Here is a 22,461-nt window from a genome sequence, read left to right on the forward strand (position 1 = left end):
CTTATATTCAGTTTGGAATCGATTCCAAATTAGGTAATAAAGAATAATATACTTCCATCTCATCCTTACCTGAAGAAAACGCTTTCGTATTATATATTTAGATTACCATCCTATTTCATCAATTTCAATAGTATTTTAATATATTTTTCAATTTTTTAAAATTAATTATATAAATCGTTATTTATTCCTTACTATATAAAAATAGCTATGAAATTTTAAGTATTACCTCTTCAATTTCATAGCTCTTTCAATTTAATTTTATTTTATGGTTTTTCTGTCTACTAAATATGGAGTTAAATTTATTACTCTTTTATCTTTTCTCTTACCATTAATCGTATCTATTAATAAATTACAAGATTCTTTCCCCATATTGTATATAGGTTGTGCTATTGTAGTTAATTCCGGCTCAATAAATGAACAAATTCCTATGTTATCATATCCTAATATGCCTATATCACCTGGTATCTTATATCCACTTCTTAATAAACATTTCATTCCTCCTATTGCCATAACATCACTGCTATAGAATATTACATCAATAGGTAAATTTTTATTTATCAGCTTTTCAGTAGCTCTTATTCCACCTTCAAGAGATATTTCTTCCTCTTCTATAAGTTCACTATTAAAAATATTGTATTCCTTAGATATTTCTTTAAAATATTCAAGCCTTGAATTTTTACTTATTTCTTTTGTATCTGCTCCAACAAAAGCTACATTTTTATATCCTTTTTTTATCAGATACTTTACTCCAAGAGTTATTCCATCCATATTATCACAAAATACACCATTAATATTATCTTCATTATAAATATGTCTATCTGCAATTACAAAAGGAATATCATTTCCCTCTAAAAGTTCTATAGATTTATTTTTTTCTCCACTTGCTGAAATTATAACTCCATCAACTAATTTACCTATAAGTAATTTTATATAATCTTCTTCCTTTCTTCCACTATTGAAAGTATTACATAAAATCATACTATATCCTTGCTTCTCAGCTTCTGTTTCTATTGCCTTTGCCATTTCTGCAAAGAAAGGATTCCCTATATCTGGAATTACAAAACCTATGGTATAACTTTTTTTAGTACTTAAACTCCTTGCTAAGGCGTTTGGTATATAATTAAGCTCTCTTGCTGCTTCAAATATTTTATTTCTTGTACTATCAGCAACATTTATTCGCTTATTATTTAATACCATTGATACTGTTGTTGTAGATACATTTACATAATTAGCTATATCCAGCAACGTTGTTTTACTCATATAATACACCTCTTAATCTAAGGGAGTTTCAAAAATACTAATCATATTTTTTTACATCCCTAAGGCATCTTCAAAAAATACAAGAATACCTACTAGTTATTTATTTGGACATGCCCTACCATAAAATTATACCATAAGTAATATTTAAAATTAAAACTTTTACTATTTGCTTACAATTTTTAATTCGGCTGCAATTTCCTTATCTACAGTTTCGCCATTAGCTATCTTTGATGCTAACTCAACACCTAATGATCCAATTAAGTCTGGTTGTTGCGCTACTGTTGCCATCATTTCGCCTTTTTCTACAGCATCTAATGCATCTTCATTACCATCAAATCCTATAACCATGGCTTTTATGTTACTAGCTATTATAGCTTTTGCTGCTCCTAATGCCATTTCATCATTATGGGCAAATACTACTTGTATATCTGAATTACCTTGAACTATATTTTCCATAACTTGCAATCCCTTTTGTCTATCAAAATCAGCTGCTTGGCTTGCTACAAACTTCACATTTGATTTTCCATCTAAAACGCTATGAAAACCTTCTCCTCTATCTCTTGTAGCTGATGCTCCTGGAATACCTTGAAGTTCAACAACATTAAATTTAGCTTCTGCACCTAATTTTTCTAATACAAACTCCGCTGCCATTGCTCCACCTTTTACATTATCTGAAGCTATATGACTAGCTACTATTCCACCATTTGATTTTCTATCTAATGTTATTACTGGAATATTTTTTTCATTTGCAACTTCTACTGATTGAACAACAGCATCACTATCTGTTGGATTAATTAGTAATGCAGTAACTCCCTGTTGAATTAAATCTTCTACATTTGATTTTTCCTTTACTGAATCATTTTGTGAATCTAAAACTATTAATTTATATCCAAGCTTTTCAGCTTCCTTTTCTGCACCATCTTTCATACTTACAAAGAACGGATTATTTAAAGTTGATAAAACTATCCCTATTTTTTTATCATCGCTAGGTTTTGTACATCCCACAAAGGATGCCATTCCCATAACTGTTACTAACCCAATAGATAATAATCTTTTTACATTTTTCATTTTTATATCCTCCTCTTTTGCAATTAAGCTTTGCTTTTATTCTTTTTGTCTAATAATACAGCTATTAAAATAACTAAACCTTTTACTATTAATTGATAAAATGGTGATACATTCATTATGTTTAATCCATTGTTTAATACACCAATGATAAGAGCACCAATTAATGTTCCTGATATTTTACCTTCTCCACCAGATAATGAAGTTCCTCCAATAACAACTGCTGCTATTGCATCTAATTCAAATCCAATACCCGCATTTGGTGAAGCTGAGCCTATTCTACTTGCGATAATTACTCCTGCTATTGCTGATGCAAAACCAGATACAACATATACAAGAGTTTTTATTTTAGTTGTATTTATTCCTGATAATCTTGCTGAATCTTCATTTCCACCTAAAGCATATATATATCTTCCTAATTTTGTTTGTGATAGTATGTATATTGCAATCCCAGAAACGATTACAGTAATGATAACTGGCATTGGTAAAAATCCTATTTTCCCATTACCTAAATTTACAAAAGAATCTGGTAACTTAGATATTGGAGTACCATTTGTAAATACTAATGTAGCGCCTCTAAATATTGTCATTGTTGCTAGTGTAGCAATAAAGGCTTGTAATTTTCCCTTTGATATTAAAAGTCCATTTATTAAACCAATTCCAATACCTACTAATGCAGCTGCTATAATTGCTAAATAGATATTTCCCGTAGATTTAATTATTGAAGCTGCTAAAGCTCCACTTATAGCTAAAGTTGACCCTACTGATAAATCTATTCCACCAGTTAAAATAACAAAGGTCATTCCTACTGCAATTATTGCATTAACAGACACCTGTGTGAAAACATTAGTTATATTAGACAGTGTTAAAAATGTTGGTGCAACAAAGGTAATTATTGCACATAATACCACTAATCCTATAAGAGATTTATACTTAGATGCATTTTCTTTCAAATTAATATTCATTGTATTTTCCTCCCAACTTTTTAATTAATTCCTACTGCTAATTTCATAATACTTTCTTGAGATGCTTCTCCTCTTAATAATTCTCCGGATACTTTCCCTTCACTCATAACCATTATTCTATCACTTATGCCTAAGACCTCTGCCATATCTGATGATATCATTATTATTGCCTTTCCCATTTTCTTAAGTTCATTTAGTAGTTCATATATTTCTTTTTTAGCACCTACATCTATACCCCTAGTAGGTTCATCTACTATTAATATCTCTGGAGATAGCATTAACCATTTAGCTAATATTACTTTTTGTTGATTACCTCCACTAAGATTTTTCATTAACTGCTCTCTATTTGGAGTTTTTATTTTCATTTTTTCTATGTAGTAGTCAACATCCTTCATTGCCTTATTTTTATCTATAGATTTCCATTTATTTTCGTATTTTTTAAGATTAGATAGAATCATATTATCTGCTACTGATAAATTAAGCACACAGCCTTCTTTTTTTCTATCCTCTGATAAATAACAAATTCCATATTCTATGGCTTCATGAATATTTTTAATATCTACTTCCTGTCCCTTAATTTTTATCTTACCTGAAGTTTTTTTATATTCACCAAATATAGTTTTAGCAAGTTCAGACCTTCCAGAACCCATAAGCCCTGCAACACCTAATATTTCACCTTCTTTTACTTCAAAAGTTGCATTATTAACACCTTGTGGTGAACATAAATTTGAAACCTCTAAAATAACATTCCCTTTTTTAATATCTCTATATGGTATTTGTTCTTCTATCTTTCTTCCTACCATCATAGAAATTAATTTATCTTTATCAATATCCTTTATTAAAGCATTACCTACATATTTTCCATCTCTTAGAACTTCTACTCTATCACATATGGTGAAAATTTCTTCCATTCTATGAGATATATAAATTATTGCAATCCCTTTTTTCTTTAGATTTTCTATAACAATAAATAAACTTTTTGTTTCAACTTCAGTTAAGGCTGTTGTAGGCTCATCCATTATTATTACTCTTGCATTTTTAGTTAAAGCTTTAGCTATTTCAACCATTTGCTTTTCACCAATATTAATATTACCTACTAGTTTATTTGGATCTATATTACATCCTATTTGTTCTAAAAATAATTTACTTCTTTCAACTAATTCCTTATTATTTATTTTCCCAGTAAACTTATTACTTTTCTCATTTCCTAAAAATATATTTTCTGCTACTGTAAGATTATTTAATACACTCATTTCTTGATGTATTATTGTAATTCCATATTCTTCAGCTGATTTTATCCCTTTTATCTTAGCCTCAGTTCCATCAATAAACACTTTACCTTCATTTTTTTCATAAACTCCACTAAGAATTTTCATTAACGTTGACTTTCCAGCTCCATTTTCTCCCATTAAGGCTGTAACTTCTCCTCCGTAAGCTGTGACATTAACATTGTCTAATGCTTTAACGCCAGGAAATATCTTTGATACACCCTCCATTTTTAGCATTGGTATTCTTTTATCCATACTAAATACCTCCCTTTAACTAAAATACAACTCCTGATTTTAATATTATATTTGCATACGGTGTTTGTTCACCTGTTCTAACAACTGCCATACATTTTTTCAAGTCTTTTTTTAAGTCTTCATGTGATATAAATGTTATTTTAACATCACCTATTACTTTCTTTATTTCCTCAAATAAGTTTGGACTAACTTCCATAGTTTCTTTGGCTATAAGAACTTCTTCCACTTGTAGCTCCATTAAAGTTACCTTTAATGTATCAATAAATGTAGGAACCCCATTTACCAATGCTAAATCTATCCTTTCAGATTCCTTTGGTATAGGTAAACCACAGTCTCCTATAGCAATCATATCTGTATGTCCCATTTTAGAGATTACTAAGCTTAAATTACTGTTTAACAATGGTGTCTTTCTCATAAAATTAATCCTCCCCGTAAATTTCTACTACTTCTTTTAAATATGGTATAGATGGTTGAGCACCTTTTCTTTGAACTGCTAACGATGAAACTCTATTTCCAAAATCTACAGCCTTCAATAAATTTTCTTTTTTTATATTTTTCACATCTAACTTGGAGCTTAACCCTCCAATAAAACTATCTCCTGCTGCTGTTGTATCTATTGCATTAACTTTATAAGCTGGTACTAATTCACAAAAATCAGGTCCAATAACAGCTGCTCCTTTTGAGCCTAAAGTTATTATTGCAAAAGTTACGCCATATTCTAAAAATGCTTCTCCTGCTCTTTTAGCATCTTCTAAGGTTGTAACTTTTATACCCGTTATAAGTTCTGCTTCTGTCTCGTTAGGAACTATAATGTCTGTTACTCTTAAAAGATTTTTATCTATTTTTTTAGCTGGAGCTGGATTTAATATAGTTAACTTCCCTAGCTCCTTTGCCTTTCTAAATGCCATTAAAGTTATATCTTCTGGTGTCTCAAATTGTGATATTAAGATATCACTTTTCTTTAAAGCTTCTATTGAAGCATCTATTTCTTCTTCTTTAATTGTCATATTAGAACCTGGTACAACTATTATAGAGTTATTACCATTTTCATTAACCATAATAATAGCCATTCCCGTTTCTTCTTTTTTATCTTCAAAAACAAATTTAACATCTATATTATCATCTTCTAATTTACCTTTAAGTATTCTTCCATTTTCATCAAGTCCTATTTTAGATATCATAGTTACATCAGCGCCACTTCTTTTTGCAGCTACTGCTTGATTCGCTCCCTTGCCTCCAGATATCTTTTCAAATGATTTAGATAAAATAGTTTCACCTACTTGAGGTAAATTATTAACCTTTAAAACTAAGTCCATATTCATACTTCCAAGTACACATACCTTATTCATAAATTCATCTCCTGTTTACAAATTGTTAGTTAAACGTTTTACTGAATCGATTAACTATATAATAACTCCATTGAAAACGTTTTGCAAGCTTTTTTTAAAACTTATTTTTAATTAATTATTAAAAAATAAATTAACTAAAAATCTGCGTTTTTATACAAACTTTTATTACGAGAAATATTATTATAAATTTGTATAATACTTACTACCCAGTATTATTACCAATAGCTACCTCAATTATTATAAATTAAAGAAAGAGACTGTTGAAAATTTATAATTAATTTTTCAACAGTCTCTAAATAATATTGTATTTTCTTGAATGCCCTAATAATAACCCTAAATCTATTTATTCAATATATATGCCTTAATCACACCAAAAAACTCTCTAACATGATAATTTAAACTTGTGCTCATATGAGTTTGTGCAGGATACCCTAAACATTTAAATCCTATTTTTTCACCTAAATATTTAGCTCTATACATGTGAAAATTATTTGTTACAACAGTAATTATATAATCTTCATTACCAATTTCTTTTTCTAAAAGCTCTTTAGTAAAGAGAAAATTTTCATATGTACTAGTAGATTTATCTTCACAAATAATTAAATTCTCATTAACTCCTTTGTCTATTAAATACTTCCTCATGGCAAAAGCTTCTGTAACATCTTCTCCTTGTCCTTGTCCCCCTGAAACTATTATTTTCATATCTGGGTTTAATTTATTAAATTCTATTACAGCATCTAATCTATATTTTAATGAAACACTTAATTCTTTACCTCTAAGACCTGCACCTAAAACCATTAAGTAATCAGGTTTACCTGTATCTTTATGATGACCTTCATAAATTATTATTCCTTCAATAACAATAAAAACAGATAATCCTATTGCAAATAAAATAGTTATTATATTTCTAAGTATTTTGGGAAGTTTTCTCCATAAATTTATTTTAAAACTTATTTCTATAAGACCATAAATAACAAGTATTAATCCAAGTATAAAAAATACAATTGAAAATGCTATATGTCCAAAAGCTATCTTTAATCCTATATGATAAGCCATTGAAATAATACCCACTAAAATAATCATACTATCTAAGATCACATTATTTTTTTTCTTAATATCTGAGTTCATAAAATCCCCTTTACATTCAATATTTTTACATTTTTATTTTATCACACTACGCTTTTTATTTAAATACAAACAACTTACAAACTACTTACTTAACAAACTCTCCTAATATAATATAAAGTAGGATACTATTATTTTTTAAAAATCTGATTTTAGCATATTAAAGAATCGTTTAATTATTCGTTGTAAATTTTTTAAATATAATCAATATTAACCAATATAATCATTGTTTTTCCATGGATATTAGTGTAAAATATAGATAAATTATAAATTTGAATTTAAATTTAATTTAAATTCAAATTTAGATTCAAATTAATTCCTAAGTACATTTATAATTTTTCAATTAATTATATGAGGAGGATTAACAATGAATAAAATTTCAAAAAAATTTCTATGCTTAAGTACACTTATGGTTAGCGTTATCTTTGGTTCAAGTAGCCAAGCCTTTGCTTGGTCAAGTAATGAATCCCCAACACAAATGGACACTCATAAAATGATAGAGGAACAAGCTTTTTACAGTCTTAAAAATGATTTAATTGAAAACGATACCATGGAATTGAATTTATTAAAACTAGAAGAAAATTTATCACAATTAAAAAAAGGGGCTGTTGCTCCAGACTTTGGATCTGTAGGAGTAGATAGAGATTATGGGCTATACCAGGATCATTTTTATGACCCTGATACAGGTAAAAACTTTACAGGTAATGCAGGATATCCATTTCCACTTATTACAGATACTGCTGAATCTCAAACACGAAACTATATAGGACAAGCAGTTGCAAAATGGAAAGATGGAAATTTTTCAGAAGCTACATTTATTTTAGGTAAATCATTACACTATTTTGCAGATATTAATGAACCACATCATGCAAGTAATACAACAGGTGGTGAAGGAACTGCCCATACTAAATTCGAAAATTATGCTGAACAAGTTAAAGATAAATATAAAATCACTACATTGGGCTACAACACTTCTCAAGGAGAATATAAACCTTTAAGTGACCAATATTTATATTTGTCAGATTTTATTACAGCTCAATGTAATACATACGGTAGAGCAGCTAAGGCATTAGCACCGCGTTCATCCTTAAGTAGTTCATGGGCAGATTGGGACTATGTTGCTGATAAAACACTTACCAATGCTCAAAAATCAACTGCCAGTGTTTTATATAGATTTCTTAAAGAAGTGTCTTATCCTTCTACAAGTAGTGATATGCAGCTTCCAATAGGTAAATTCCATGTAGTACTAGGTACTGCTAATGAATTCCAAGCAGGCACTAATGATTATATTTATTTCGGAATGCAATTAGAAGATGGTAAAACTGTAGAATTTGAATGTACTCTTGCAGGCGATGACTTTGAACAAAATTTTAGAACTGCATATGAATTAAATATAACAGATCCTAATTTTGATCCTCAAAATGTTAAAAAAGTATGGATTAGAAAAGCGAAATTTGGAGCAGGTGACGACTGGAAAGTTAATGATATAGAAGTGTATATGAAAGGAATTAGAGTGTTTAATAAAAATATTAATACATGGTTAAGTGGAAATACTACTTATAATATGGATGTTAACGGACTTTAATATTATATAAAATTTAAATAGGGATAGGTAGCTTAATTAGTCTACCTATCCCTACAATATTGTGATTTTATTTATTTGCACAAACCTAAGATGTAATTTAAAATATCATCCTCACCATTAAAAAATGAATCCGCTTTCAAAACTATATCTTTATCCGGATAAACAGAATCTGTATCCTCACTAGAAGTTTTGAAAAAATTACTTGAATATTTAATATCTATATCTGTATTTGTTAAATGTATTTCTTTAACTTCTCCAAAATGATTTGGTTTACCACCAGTTGATTCTCCTATTAGTGTTGCATTTGTACCATTTCTAAGCTCCATAGCATTTAATGTTGCTGATGAAAATGTTTTTCTACCTATAATAACATAAAGATTTTCTTTTTTATTAACATTCTCCCTTTTCACTATTTCACTTAAGAATGGATTGAAAATACCAGAGTTTCCTCCACCATTATCTCTTAAATCAATAACTAACTTTTTTATATTTTTACTATCTACAATCTCAAAAACATCCTTTGTAAATTTTGAAAATGAGTAATCCTTCATTTCCGTACAAGAATTATATTTAACATAAAGAAGATTATCATTTTCAATGTAATCAAACCAATAATTAGCCTTACCATTTTGTTTTGTTAATGGTAAATTACTCACTAAATCTGAATCATCAGATAAAAACTTTACATTTTTATAGTCCACTGTTTCAACAGGTTTTACTGTAACATTATTATTCGATTCGCCTTCAAATGTAAAAACCGCCTCATTATCCTTTACTACCCCTATAAACTTAAGTGGTTCAACATACCTTAATAAATTAGAAAATTGATTTTTGGTTATAGCTTTATTATCTTTTGAAACGAATGGATCAATCTTTGAACGTATTTCCTCTACAGAATATCCATTTACTTTCACTAATTTTTTTCCCCAATAATCTTTGTAATCTAAAGATGCATCACTTACATAAATGTCATTTTCAAACTGAAAAAATGTTATTGGATAAATTAAAGAACCTGAAATATCAACCATTGTGTGACTATCATTAATAGTTACTATTACCTTTGCAAGTTCAGCTTTAATTTCTTCATCAGTATATTCTTCTATTTTACTTATAAGCGAATCCATATCATTATTAAAATCACTTTCTGATTTAGAAAAGAATAAATTTTTATGCTTTTTAGGTAACTCAGTTTTTACAAATTCAATATCTGATTTCCAACTTTCATTTCTGTCTCCACTTTTTGATATAGGTGATTTAGTTACCCTATTAAATCTTGGAAATAAATTTATATATATTATTATTCCAGTGACAATTAATATAGCAACACTTAATATAATAACTTTTCCCCTTTTTTTTAACTTCATTACAGATACCCTCTCTTTATTTATAAATATTTCTTTATTTATATGCACTTTAAAACTAATCTTTAACAATTAAGGTTCAACTAATTGATAGCCTTCTACTTTCATTTTCACTCCATCTTCCCAATTATCAGAATTAATTGAAGTAAGTTTTAAATATCCATTCTTTTCTTCTATAAAAATAGAATCCTTTGTATCTTATTACCGCCTTTTATTTAAACATGTCATTTTGCCCTGTATCTTTTTTTCCCACAAACCCAATACTTTCATACAAACGAATGGCATACTTGTTACATTCATCTGCTGCAAGGAACGCCCTTATTGCACCCTGTTTTTTGCCATAACTTAAGGCTTGCAGAATTAGGTTCCTTGCAATACCTTGCCTTTGATACTCAATTTTCACCGCTACCTCTCTTATCCAAACTATTGGGCCCTTTTCATTTACATGTGCATATGTTGCAGTACACACGAGTCCCACTATTTCACCATAGTTATTTCTATGTACTATAACTGCATTGTTTTTTATCCCTGTCTCTGCATCTGAAGATTCTTCTCCTTTTAGCCATATTTCCATCCATTCTGTTGTCTGCCCTGTAAATCCCCTGCTTTGACCTTTACATGATATAGTTACCAAAGATGCATTTTCACATTCAGTTTCATTCAAAAACTCGCTTTCAAAATCACAATGGACATGTTCAAGACTATTCATAAAATAATCGTTCCATGTAGCGAATATTTTAAATCCTGTCTTCTCAAAGTTAGAAATCCAATCAAGCGGAATAAATGTTATTAATGCCTTATCAGTTTCTTTTCTTATTACACTTATTAACTCCTCATCAATATTTGCTGCCCAATGATATTCATTCATTTTACTTTCAGCATTATATCCATACATAAGTAATACCTTTTCATTTTCTATCAACACATTGTAATTAGCTACTGCAACATAATCAAGGTATTGCATTGATGAATAATTATAATTATTACTTTTTGCTCTAATATCTAAGAATTCTTGCTCTGTCATATTTATTCACCTCCTAAATCATATGTGAAATAAAAATCATTAAATTCTTTTTATTCTAGTAACTTAAATACTTTTTCTATTGATTCTGTATCTTCAAAATTATTAGATATGCGAAACATCAATTCAGATCCATTATTATTTAGAAGAGCTTTCTCAACTTTACTCTTATCATTTAACATAAGTATTTTAATATTTAGCAATAACATTGCTAAACTACTTGTGTATTCTTCCGATGATATCCCATCCCCTTCGGATAAAGTTACATATGCCATGTGTGCTGATGCAATATCCCCATATTGTTCAGCATATACAAGTTCATCACTTAAGCTCCCACTCTTACTCGCAAATGATTCTATCCCCTGGCTTACTATAATCCCTAACTCCTCTTTATATCTCTTTATCTTAGAATCTTGATAAATGTTATACCCAATAGAAACTATTATTATAATAGTCAATACAGGTAAAACAATTGACTTTAGTTTATTTCTACAATTAACCTCTGCTTCTGCCATATAATTAATCTCCCCATATATTCTTTTTAATTAATATTATCTACATAAAATCTAATTGCTCTGCTACTTTTTTATCAACATACAATATTTGTCTAATTGGATTTTCTTCTACATACTTCCATAATTTTATTGTTTTAGGGGTAATCTTATAGACAACCTGTCCATCTAGTGACCCATAGGCATTATACGATCCTAAATGATCTGATTTATATAAATCCATTAGTTCTATATTTTTTTCTTCTTTCCAATCACCAATTTCTTCAACTGTTCCTTCTATAGAAATATTATTAAAACAAAGTGAAACCTTATTATTTTCTTGCATTTGACTGTGCTTTATATAACATTTGTTGGTCTGAAAAAATATATAAAGACCTTTATTTATAATGCTCATAGACCTAGACGTGACATTATCCTTATATGATGTAGACAATATCCATATTCTGTTTTTTTCTAAATTTGATATTATTTCATTTTCCAAGTTACAATAGTTTATTCTCATAAAATCCTCCTCTTTGTGTTTTTTAACCTATCTTTTATTTTATGATTTATGCTCTTTCCATAAGTAATCTGTTATCTTCATTTCACTAAATGTAGCTTTAAAAGAATTATTACTTGGCGAACATGCAAGTAACCCGAAATTAATTTCCTTTCTACCTTCAAACAAGTGGAAAATTCTCATCTGTTTAAAGTTTATACCATCAAATTAATTTTTAAGGCAATAATCATTTTCCCTCATGCTTAATCTATACCACATACATTTTAAAGAAGCTCCTATATCTACTGTTGCCCAATCTGAATATCCATGATTAGTTACAACACTTCCAAGCCATGACCTATTATTGTCATGAAATTCAATTCCTATCTTTACCCAATTTTCACTATTTTGATAAATCACAACTCCACATTGATCAAACAAGGCTGTACTATTAAACTCTGTCTTTACTGTAAATGAAAAATACCTTTCATCTGTTGTAATGTATAAAACATGTGCATTATCATTTCTAAATCCATAATAAGTTCTTTGTCAAAAATCAGTATTAGGATCTGTTATAATTTCAACACTATTATTTCCAATCACATAATTTTTAGGTTCAAAAAACCATTTTGCATCTTTCAAATTAAATTCAAACATAATTCCTCCCAATAAAACTAATTATTATGACCGTCTTCATCTTCTAGAATTGGTAAACTGATTTGAAATACATTAACTTAATTTCATATCTTGTGAATCTTACATCAACATTTTTCACGTCTACCTTTTCAACAATATACCGCCATTTTTTAATTTATATTACTTTTACATCCAATTATACCATAATTTAATTACATTACCCAATATCGTGGAGAAAAAGAAACAAAGGTGTATATTTATGAATGTTTAGCTGTTCTAGAAAATCGAACTAATGATACATTACTAATTAAATTTTCAAAATCTACTCTTATACAATTATTTGTTAGTTATCATACTATATAACAATTTATACTAACAGTTTCGATAAAATTCTTAAGCTAGCTAAATCCTATCTAGAATAATTTAACTTTAACAAAAGGAGAATACTTATAATGATTTTTAAAACCATTATAAGCATTCTCCTTTTTTATTAACCTTAGGCATATCCAAATAATAATAGACCAGTGTCCTTGATTTATTTTACTATGCCTTAATCTACAATATTTAAATTAGCTTTTAACTTATCAATATCTTTATTATCTCTATTTGCATAATCTAATAACTGCTCTTCATTTATTCTTTTAACATCAAAATATTTTGCTTCTTCTGACGCAAAGTATAATCCGCATACACTTGCAACTGGTTCCATCATATAACTATCTGTTAGAGTTACCCCTACTTTTTCATCTTTATTTATTAAATCAAACAGTTTTTCTTTTTCACTATGATCTCTTAAGCAAGGATATCCAAAGGCTGGTCTAATTCCTATAAATTTATCTTTTAATAATTCTTTTAGTGTTAAATCTTCATCTGCTACATAACCCCATAAATCTTTCCTACCTATTAAATGTATTTTTTCCGCTAGTGCTTCTGCTAATCTATCAGAAAGCAACTTTACCATAATTGACGAATAGTCATCTTCTTCTTTTTTAAGCTTTTCACTATATTCCGCTGTGCCTATTCCAAATGTAGTTATAAACCCACCAATATAATCTTTTATTTTACTTTCTTTTGGTGCAATATAATCAGAAAGACATTTATACTCATTATTTTTATTAACTTCTTGTTGTCTTAGCATATTAAAAGTAGTTAACACTTGATTATTTTCTGGGTTATAAACTTCTATATCATCACCTACAGAGTTAGCTTCAAAAACTCCAAATGCAGCTCTACCTTCTATTAGATTCTCGCTATCAAGATAATCTAACATTTTATTAGCATCATTAAATAATTTTCTAGCCTCTTCTCCATATTTACTATCTTCTAATATTCCAGGGTAAGCTCCTTTAAGTGCCCATCCCATGAAAAAGAATGTCCAATCTATATATTCTCTTACATCACATATTTTATAACTAACTACCTTTTGAGCTCCAAGTTTGTTTGGCTTTGTAATTTCACTTTTATTAAAATCAATACAATATTTATTATTTCTAGCTTCTTCTAAAGAAACAAACTTTCTATTTAAGTTCAGATAATTTTCTCTTACATTATTATATTCTTCATAGGTATTTTTTATAAACTCACGTCTTGTATCTTTATTTGCTAACTTTTTAGCAACTTCTACAGCTTTTGAAGCATCACTAGAATAAATTACTCCATTTGAATATTTAGGAGCTATTTTTAGTGCTGTATGAATTTTCGAAGTTGTAGCTCCACCAATCATAAGTGGAATATCAAAATTTAGACGTTCCATTTCACTAGCAACATAAGTCATTTCCTCTAGTGATGGAGTTATAAGTCCACTTAATGCTATGATATCTGCATTTTCTCTTTTAGCAGTTTCGAGTATAGTTTCACAAGTAACCATTACTCCTAAATCTATAACTTCAAAATTATTGCAACCAAGCACTACCGCTACTATATTTTTGCCTATATCGTGAACATCACCTTTTACTGTAGCAAAAACTACTTTCCCTGCACTACTTTTTTCCCCTTCACTTTTTTCATCTTCAATAAAAGGCATAAGTATGCTAACAGCTTTTTTCATTACCCTTGCACTTTTAACAACTTGAGGAAGAAACATTTTTCCTTCTCCAAAAAGCTTCCCAACAGTATTCATTCCATCCATTAAAGGACCTTCAATTACATCTAATGTACGAGGATAATTTACTCTTGCATGCAGTACATCATCTTCAACAAAATCACTTATTCCTTTAACTAATGCATGTTTAAGCCTATCTTCTACGCTTCCATCTCTCCAAATCAGCTTGTTTACTTCTTTAATATTATTATTGTTTTTTTTAAAGTTTTCTGCGAAGTTTATAAGATCTTCTCCTGCATTTTCGCTTTTATTAAATATTACAGCTTCTACTTTTTTAAGTAGCTCTTTATCAATATCATCATAGATTTGAATCATAGCTGGGTTAACTATTCCCATGTCCATTCCAGCTTCAATAGCATGATATAAAAATGCTGAGTGCATAGCTTCTCTTATTAAATTATTCCCTCTAAATGAGAATGATAAATTACTTACTCCTCCACTAATTTTTGCATAAGGTAAATTCTTTTTTATCCATCTAGTTGCATTTATAAAATCTACTGCGTAATTATTATGGTCTTCAATGCCAGTTGCGATAGCTAAAATATTAGGATCAAAAATAATATCCTCAGCTGGAAACTTAACTTTATTAACTAAAATATTATAAACTCTTTCACATATAGCAATTTTCTTCTCAAAAGTATCTGCCTGACCTTTTTCATCAAAAGCCATAACAACAACAGCTGCGCCATACTCTTTTATAATTCTTGCTTGTTTTATAAATTCTTCCTCACCAGCTTTTAAAGAAATGGAATTTACAATATTTTTTCCTTGAATAGATTTTAAACCTATTTCTAAAACCTCAAACTTAGAAGAATCAATCATTATAGGAACCTTTGCAATATTAGGTTCACTAGCTAGTAGCTTTAAAAATGTTTCCATTTCATAACCTGCATCTAAAAGTCCATCATCAAAATTTATATCAATTATCTGAGCTCCATTTTCAACTTGATGAAGGGCTATAGATAATGCTTCATCATATTTCTTTTCTCTTATAAGCCTTGCAAATTTAGCTGAACCGGCTACATTTGTCCTTTCCCCTATATTAACAAAGTTACTATTTTTATTTATTTTTGAAGCTTCAAGTCCACAAAAAACACTTTCTTTTTCAATATTTGGAATTACTCTTGGTTTAAATTTGCTTACCACTTCACTTATAGCTTTTATATGTTCATAAGTAGTTCCGCAACATCCCCCTACAATATTTATATGACCCTCTTTTGCAAGTTCTTTTATAAAACTAGCTGTTTCCTTTGGCGACTCATCATACTCACCTAATGAATTCGGTAGCCCTGCATTTGGATATAAACTTATATAAACTCCTTGCGATTTAGAAAGTTCTTTAATTAAAGGTATTAAATCCTTTGCTCCAAAAGAACAATTAAGACCAATACTTAATATTCTTTCATTTTTTAGAGATCCTGCAAAAGCTTCTAATGTTTGACCTGATAAAATCCTAGCACTTTTATCAACTGTACCTGAAATCATAATAGGCAAATCTAAATATTTTCTATTTAGAACATTATTAACAGCTATAATTGCAGCTCTTCCATTTAATGAATCAAATATTGTTTCTATTAACAATAAATCAACACCACCATCTATAAGACCAGTAGCTTGTTCTTCAAAAGCTATTACTAATTCATCAAAACTAATACCTCTAAACCCTGGATTATTAATATCTGGAGACATTGAAGCTGTTTTATTAGTTGGACCTATGGATCCTGCTACAAATCTAGGCTTAGATGGATCTTTCTTTGTATAAATATCAGCAGCCGCCCTTGCTATTTTAGCTCCACAATAATTTAATTCATAAACTTTATTTTCTAAATTATAATCAGATTGTGATATTCTAGTTGAGTTAAAAGTGTTTGTTTCAATAATATCTGCACCTGCTTCAAGATATTTTTTATGAATATCCATTATTATCTCAGGTGAAGTAAGATTTAATAAATCATTATTTCCTTGCTGATTGCATGTACACGCGCAATCTCCTCTAAATACTTTCTCTCCAAGTTTATAATCTTGTATACTAGTTCCCATAGCCCCATCTAATACAAGAATTCTATTTTTTAAATGCTTCTCTATTTCATATTTCATAATTATGCCCCCAATTTTGATGTGTTAATGATCTTCAAAAAAATAACAAGATAAATATCCTGACTTGTTATTTTTTTGAAGCTTCCTTAATCATTTGTAGTAATATCTATTCCTCTGCAAAAAACACCAAGCCTTTACACTGAATAGTTATTTATTTTGCAATTATTATTTTTCTAAACATGATCATTACTAAATCTCTTTATTATAAATATCTAGTCTAAAACCTTTTTCTAGTGCTTCTTTTGCATACTCCTTTGCTCCAAATAGTGATAAGTCCTTGTAATTCCCACATTGAATTTCATTAGCTGCTGGAATTTCCTTTGCTTCTAAAACTACCTTTAATGATTTTTCTAGTGCTTCTTTAATTTCACTTGGTTCTCTATTTCCCCAAAGGCTTAAATAAAATCCTGTTCTACATCCCATTGGTGATAAATCTATTATTCCATCTAACTCATTTCTTAATTCATGAGCTAACAAATGCTCAAGTCCATGCATTGCTGCTGTTCCAAAAGCTTCTTTATTTGGTTGTAAAAATCTAATATCAAATTTACAAACCACATCACCTTTTTCTCCATCTAAAACACAACACTTTCTTATATAAGGAGCCTTAACCTTTCTATGATCTAACTCAAAACTTTCTACTTTATCCATGTTCTTTTACCTCCTACATTTTTCTTTTACTACTGTTTTATATTTATTTGGACATGCCTTGTTAAATTGCATTTCCATTGTTAACAGAATTTATTATAGATGAAATACTTCCATTAATTCTTTTCGCTACATATGGATTATTCATTGTGTATAAATGTATTCCATCCACACCACTTGAAATTAAATCCACCATTTGTTCTATTGCATAAGCAATTCCTGCATCTCTTAATGCTTCTTTATTATGTTCATATCTATCCATTATTTTAAGAAACTTCTTTGGAATGTTAGTTCCGCAAAGTGATGTTATTCTTTCTACTTGTTTCTTATTTATAACAGGCATAATCCCTGCTTGAATTGGTGATTTAATATTATATTTTTCTTTTTTTTCTAAAAAATCATAAAAATAATTATTATCAAAAAACAGTTGAGATATAAAGTGAGATGCACCTGCTTCTTCCTTTAATTTTAGATTTAATATATCTCTATCTAAATCCTTACAATCTATATGACCTTCTGGATAACAAGCTCCAACTATATTGAAATCTCCTCTTCTTTTTATATGATTAACAAGCTCCGAGGCATAGTTAAATTCCGCTTTGGATAATTTATGACTTGTCATATCTCCTCTTAAGGCTAAAATATTTTCTATTCCAGCATTTTTTAAATCCCTAAGGAGAAAATCTATTTCCTCCTTAGTTGAATTTATACAAGTTAAATGTGCTAATGATTCTATTCCATACTTGCTTTTAACTAGTGATGATAATTCACATGTTCTATTTTCAGTTAAGCTTCCCCCAGCCCCATAGGTTACGCTTATATAATCTGGAGTTAAATCTTTTAACTCCTCTAATGTATTGTAAATAGTTTCTACTGATGATGATACCTTTGGTGGAAATATTTCAAATGAAAACACCAAATTCTTTTTTTCAAATAATTCTCTAATATTCATAAATTTTGCCCCCCTATAATTTAAATTTGCCTAAGTCATTTTTAAAAAATATCAAGTCAAGGTACTTTTTATTAGCTAGTTAATTTTTTGTAGATACCTTATCATACTTAGCTTCGCTATTAGATCTCTTATCTTCTAAAATCAAAAAAAGCCTATAGGATATTCCTATAGACTTAGTAAGCCACTATAAAATACCCTTATCTATCAGTTTTTAATAAAACTGCAGGATTTAGCACCACACATTTTTAAACTAGTAATTTAAAATTAATAATTTAAAATATTGGTTGCTGGGTTTCACAGGGCCAGTCCCTCCACCACTCTTGATAAGTAAATTTATTCTTTTTTATAATTATATACCCATTTCTTAAAATTGTAAATTAAATATTCTAAATACTCTTAAAAAATCCATTAATTACTGATATAATATACTTGTACATATTTAAAAAGAGGAAAGGGTGATAGGTTCTATGGGGAGTAAAAAAATTAGAAATAACGAATTAAAAGAAGTTAAAAAATTAGAATTAGATAAAATTAATAAAGATGCTTCTGAAAAAATTAGTAAAAGAAAAGGTACAGCTTTATTAAACATGATTGCTTTATTATCAGCTATAATTGTTATTTATATGGGGAATTTCATGAATAAGACAGTAGCTGCAGAGCCAAACCTTAAAGATTCTACTAATCTCATACAAAAAGAACTAAAGCTTGAAGAATCTGAGGCTATAAGCTCAATTTTTGCAGGGGATGCTCCTTATGTTCTTTATAAACAAAATAATCAGCTTGGTTTAGTTAAAGGTAATCCAGCAAAATTCTTAAAATCTAGATTTTATTTAGATACTGATTTAAAGTTTATCCCAAATGGAAAGGCTGTTTCCACAGTTACCCATAGATATGAAGATAAGAGCCAAGATAGAGTTATTCTTTATGGTGATTTAGCAGCAACAAAAGCTAAATACGCTGAGGTTACTTACAATGGCAAAACAGAAAAATTAGAATTTGAAGCTAGTGCTCCATTTATGCAATTAGTTGAATTTGATGCAGTAGATAACCAAACTCCTACTGTTAAAATATTTGATACAGATAATAAAGATATAACTAGCGAATTAATGAATTCTTAAAATATAACTAAAAAAGGAAAGTTTACTTTGTAAACTTTCCTTTTTTAGTTATAGCTCCAACCTCAATATTATTTAATTCGGAAAATTCCCAGCTTACAATTCATTATAATATATTTTTACTCTACATCTAATTCTTTTAAAATCATATCTATTTCATCATATTCCTCTTCTACTACTGATTCTTTCTCTAAATAGTCTTTATCTAATTTATTTATACTGTCAACATCTCCTAAATAAACAACCTTTTTAATAATGTAACTTAATGCAGCTAAGCATATTCCATAAAATACATATTGCGTTACAGAGTTTAAATAATAATTAATAACTTCTGTTATTTGCTTAATAGGATCAAATCCCTGTTTAATTAAGCTTGATATATACATATGTGATGTATATATATTAAATATTGCAAATATCACCATAATTATTGCCATTGTATTTAATATTTTGGTAGCCTTTGAAACCTTATTTCTTTCTTGTAATTTCATAATACCCCCTATTTATGTTATTAAAATCTAGTCAATACAAATCTTTATTTTATTAATAAACGCCTGACTTAATATAATTAATTCTACTCCTTTATAAAGATAAGTTTTCCTTTAGTAAGCCCCCATATCTCGTCTGAAAAATAAGAAACTTTTTTAGAATGAGTTACTATAATTACGCACTTATTCTCTTTATGTGCTAGCTCTTCTAATATTTTTAGTATCTCATCTTCAGTTTCATTATCTAAATTACCTGTTGGCTCATCTGATATTATTATATCTGGGTTATGAGCAAGTGATCTTGCAATTGCAACCCTTTGTTGTTCCCCTCCTGATAATTTCAAAACCTTTCTTAATGCAGTTTGATGATCTATTCCAACCTTGCTTAGTAACTCAAATGCATATAGCTTTTTATCAGGTACTTTTACGTTACTAATATCCATTGACAACAATATATTTTCAAGGGCTGATGTATTAGTGAAAAGATTATATCCTTGAAATATAACCCCAATATTCTTTGATCTATAAATATCTTTATCTATATTATTTAACGACTTATCATTATATAATATATCACCAGATTTGCAATTATCTAATCCAGCTATTAATGATAATAAGCTAGTTTTTCCTGCACCAGATTTTCCTATTATTGCATAAATTTTTCCTCTCTCAAAATCTACGCTTATATTATTAAAAACTGGCGTCTTTGCACCTTCATATGAATATGAAACATTTTTCACACTTAATACTGCCATAATTTTCTATCCCCTCTCTGTAAGTATTTTTCTTGGTTCATATTTTGTAATATAACTTACGCCTACAACACTACTTACTAAAGCTATTAATAGTGCAACTCCTGTTACCTCTAGTATTGCTTTTCCATTTAAATTTACATCAATTTCAGATATTGTATCCTCACTTGCCGAACCAGTTGAATTTGATATAGCCATTCTAAACCCTTGACTTGGCACCTTATCTGTCTTTTGTGCCTCAATTTGCTTTTGCAATAGTGAATTTGATACCGGTTGTGATAATACGCTGCCAGCTCCTATTCCAATTACTAAACATATTGCTGTTATTATTAATGACTCTGATATTAATCCTATTGCTACCTTACCTTTTTTCATTCCTATAGCACGTAATACACCAATTTCATACTTTCTTTCTCTTATTGATAATGTATTTAGTAATATTAATATTACTGATCCTAAACCTAATACTACTAATACAAACATTAATGTTATAGATCCTAACCCCTCTACTGGCCCAACTATTTTATTATAACTTTCTTCGTCAGTAGTTACATTATACATATCAGGTAATCCCTTAGCTCTTACTTCTTCTTCAAAATTCTTAATCATATCAGGATTCTTTAAGTAATACTTAGCTTGAATGTATAATTCTTCATCACCTGATATTCCCTGTGCTGTTTCTAAATTAATTAATATTTCATTTCTCTTATTCATAGCCGCTTGTTTAAAAGGCATTCTATATTCATTTGTAGAATCAAAATATATGCCTGTTACCTTTAGTTTATATGCATCACCATTTTCATCCGTAGCTTTGTTAACTTCTATAGAATCTCCAACCTTAATATTATTTAACTCAGCAAATTCTTGGCTTACAATACATTCATCTTTTTCTTTATACATTTCACCATCTATTATTTTTCTTTTACCACTTTTAAATTCCTCTAGTGATTCTAAGGTTGAATTACCTATGATTTTTAAATTTGGCATAGCTGACTCAATTGCTTTACCATCTGTTCCAATTGCTTTACTTATCATCGAACCATTTCCAGCATCCTCATCTTCATCAATTGCCTTTAGTGTTTTTGATACAGCTCCCAATTCAGATGTAAAAATACTTTCTTTCAAATATTCAGATTCTGCAAAATCAAAATACTGCTTAGTCTTTATAGCTTCTATAGGCCCAGCAGCCATCATTCCACCTTTATCTTCGCTTTGGTTCATTAACTTATCCATATCTGGAGCTAATGTCACTTCACTTCCAAACCTATTTTTATAATCTTTTATAATTTCATCTGTTGTTGTATTAATGCTAAAAGCAACTACAGTTGAAACTATTATTCCTAGTATTATTATTCCTATTAAAATATTCCTACCTTTGTTTCTATAAATATTTTTTATAGCATTTTTAAAAATATACATTATAACCAT

19 protein-coding genes, 1 pseudogene and 1 riboswitch are annotated in these 22,461 nt (G+C 28.8%); of the genes and pseudogenes, 2 read left to right on the forward strand and 18 right to left on the reverse strand.

Going from position 1 to position 22,461, the window contains the following annotated elements:
- Positions 1-258: 258 nt before the first annotated feature.
- From J1C67_RS02330 to J1C67_RS02360, 7 genes are all read right to left on the reverse strand, one after another.
- Positions 259-1,260 carry a LacI family DNA-binding transcriptional regulator gene (locus J1C67_RS02330; protein WP_167865650.1) on the reverse strand — a complete coding sequence of 334 codons (1,002 nt, stop codon included), beginning with the start codon at positions 1,258-1,260 and terminating at the stop codon, positions 259-261.
- A 162-nt stretch (positions 1,261-1,422) separates the two neighbouring features.
- Positions 1,423-2,328: a ribose ABC transporter substrate-binding protein RbsB gene (rbsB, locus tag J1C67_RS02335; protein WP_167865651.1), complete on the reverse strand. Its 906-nt coding sequence runs from the start codon at positions 2,326-2,328 to the stop codon at positions 1,423-1,425.
- Between the two features lie 23 nt (positions 2,329-2,351).
- Positions 2,352-3,290, reverse strand: a complete 939-nt coding sequence (locus J1C67_RS02340) for an ABC transporter permease (RefSeq protein WP_089970948.1) — start codon at positions 3,288-3,290, stop codon at positions 2,352-2,354.
- Between the two features lie 20 nt (positions 3,291-3,310).
- Entirely contained in the window at positions 3,311-4,813 is a 1,503-nt protein-coding gene (locus tag J1C67_RS02345; protein WP_167865652.1) for a sugar ABC transporter ATP-binding protein, read from the reverse strand.
- 19 nt (positions 4,814-4,832) lie between these two features.
- Complete coding sequence (rbsD, locus tag J1C67_RS02350; RefSeq protein ID WP_089970942.1) at positions 4,833-5,228, reverse strand: D-ribose pyranase; 396 nt, start codon at positions 5,226-5,228, stop codon at positions 4,833-4,835.
- A gap of 4 nt (positions 5,229-5,232) precedes the next feature.
- On the reverse strand, positions 5,233-6,162 hold the full coding sequence (gene rbsK, locus J1C67_RS02355) for a ribokinase (protein ID WP_167865653.1): 930 nt from the start codon (positions 6,160-6,162) through the stop codon (positions 5,233-5,235).
- A 339-nt stretch (positions 6,163-6,501) separates the two neighbouring features.
- Positions 6,502-7,290 (reverse strand): YdcF family protein, encoded by a 789-nt coding sequence (locus tag J1C67_RS02360; protein WP_167865654.1) that lies wholly within the window; start codon positions 7,288-7,290, stop codon positions 6,502-6,504.
- 364 nt (positions 7,291-7,654) lie between these two features.
- On the opposite strand from J1C67_RS02360, the gene J1C67_RS02365 reads away from it, so the two are divergent.
- Positions 7,655-8,872: a zinc dependent phospholipase C family protein gene (locus J1C67_RS02365; RefSeq protein ID WP_167865655.1), complete on the forward strand. Its 1,218-nt coding sequence runs from the start codon at positions 7,655-7,657 to the stop codon at positions 8,870-8,872.
- A gap of 71 nt (positions 8,873-8,943) precedes the next feature.
- Here J1C67_RS02365 and J1C67_RS02370 read toward each other — a convergent pair whose 3' ends face one another.
- The 8 genes and pseudogenes from J1C67_RS02370 to metF all read right to left on the reverse strand — a co-directional run bounded on the left by J1C67_RS02370 (position 8,944) and on the right by metF (position 18,678).
- Positions 8,944-10,236 carry a S41 family peptidase gene (locus J1C67_RS02370; protein ID WP_167865656.1) on the reverse strand — a complete coding sequence of 431 codons (1,293 nt, stop codon included), beginning with the start codon at positions 10,234-10,236 and terminating at the stop codon, positions 8,944-8,946.
- Positions 10,237-10,444: 208 nt separating this feature from the next.
- The gene (locus J1C67_RS02375; protein WP_167865657.1) at positions 10,445-11,257 is read right to left on the reverse strand and encodes a GNAT family N-acetyltransferase; all 813 of its coding nucleotides are present in this window, start codon (positions 11,255-11,257) and stop codon (positions 10,445-10,447) included.
- Between the two features lie 50 nt (positions 11,258-11,307).
- Entirely contained in the window at positions 11,308-11,769 is a 462-nt protein-coding gene (locus J1C67_RS02380) for a hypothetical protein (RefSeq protein ID WP_167865658.1), read from the reverse strand.
- A 40-nt stretch (positions 11,770-11,809) separates the two neighbouring features.
- Entirely contained in the window at positions 11,810-12,268 is a 459-nt protein-coding gene (locus J1C67_RS02385; protein ID WP_089970925.1) for a pyridoxamine 5'-phosphate oxidase family protein, read from the reverse strand.
- Positions 12,269-12,307: 39 nt separating this feature from the next.
- Positions 12,308-12,901, reverse strand: a pseudogene (locus tag J1C67_RS02390) (DUF1349 domain-containing protein).
- Between the two features lie 529 nt (positions 12,902-13,430).
- Positions 13,431-17,078, reverse strand: coding sequence for a methionine synthase (metH, locus tag J1C67_RS02395; RefSeq protein ID WP_167865659.1), 3,648 nt, complete (start codon positions 17,076-17,078; stop codon positions 13,431-13,433).
- Between the two features lie 189 nt (positions 17,079-17,267).
- Positions 17,268-17,729: an S-ribosylhomocysteine lyase gene (locus J1C67_RS02400; RefSeq protein WP_167865660.1), complete on the reverse strand. Its 462-nt coding sequence runs from the start codon at positions 17,727-17,729 to the stop codon at positions 17,268-17,270.
- Between the two features lie 61 nt (positions 17,730-17,790).
- Positions 17,791-18,678, reverse strand: coding sequence for a methylenetetrahydrofolate reductase [NAD(P)H] (metF, locus tag J1C67_RS02405; RefSeq protein ID WP_167865661.1), 888 nt, complete (start codon positions 18,676-18,678; stop codon positions 17,791-17,793).
- Between the two features lie 194 nt (positions 18,679-18,872).
- Positions 18,873-19,008: riboswitch (SAM riboswitch) on the reverse strand.
- A gap of 137 nt (positions 19,009-19,145) precedes the next feature.
- On the opposite strand from metF, the gene J1C67_RS02410 reads away from it, so the two are divergent.
- Positions 19,146-19,796, forward strand: coding sequence for a hypothetical protein (locus tag J1C67_RS02410; protein ID WP_167865662.1), 651 nt, complete (start codon positions 19,146-19,148; stop codon positions 19,794-19,796).
- Between the two features lie 116 nt (positions 19,797-19,912).
- Here the strand turns inward: J1C67_RS02410 and J1C67_RS02415 are convergent, their stop codons facing one another.
- The 3 genes from J1C67_RS02415 to J1C67_RS02425 all read right to left on the reverse strand — a co-directional run bounded on the left by J1C67_RS02415 (position 19,913) and on the right by J1C67_RS02425 (position 22,452).
- A complete protein-coding gene (locus tag J1C67_RS02415; RefSeq protein ID WP_167865663.1) occupies positions 19,913-20,284 on the reverse strand; it encodes a hypothetical protein in 372 nt (123 codons plus the stop codon).
- A gap of 83 nt (positions 20,285-20,367) precedes the next feature.
- On the reverse strand, positions 20,368-21,036 hold the full coding sequence (locus J1C67_RS02420) for an ABC transporter ATP-binding protein (RefSeq protein WP_089970907.1): 669 nt from the start codon (positions 21,034-21,036) through the stop codon (positions 20,368-20,370).
- A 6-nt stretch (positions 21,037-21,042) separates the two neighbouring features.
- Positions 21,043-22,452 carry an ABC transporter permease gene (locus J1C67_RS02425; protein WP_167865664.1) on the reverse strand — a complete coding sequence of 470 codons (1,410 nt, stop codon included), beginning with the start codon at positions 22,450-22,452 and terminating at the stop codon, positions 21,043-21,045.
- Positions 22,453-22,461: the final 9 nt, after the last annotated feature.

It is taken from the genome of Clostridium gasigenes (assembly GCF_017348895.1).
In the GTDB taxonomy this organism is placed as follows: domain Bacteria; phylum Bacillota; class Clostridia; order Clostridiales; family Clostridiaceae; genus Clostridium; species Clostridium gasigenes.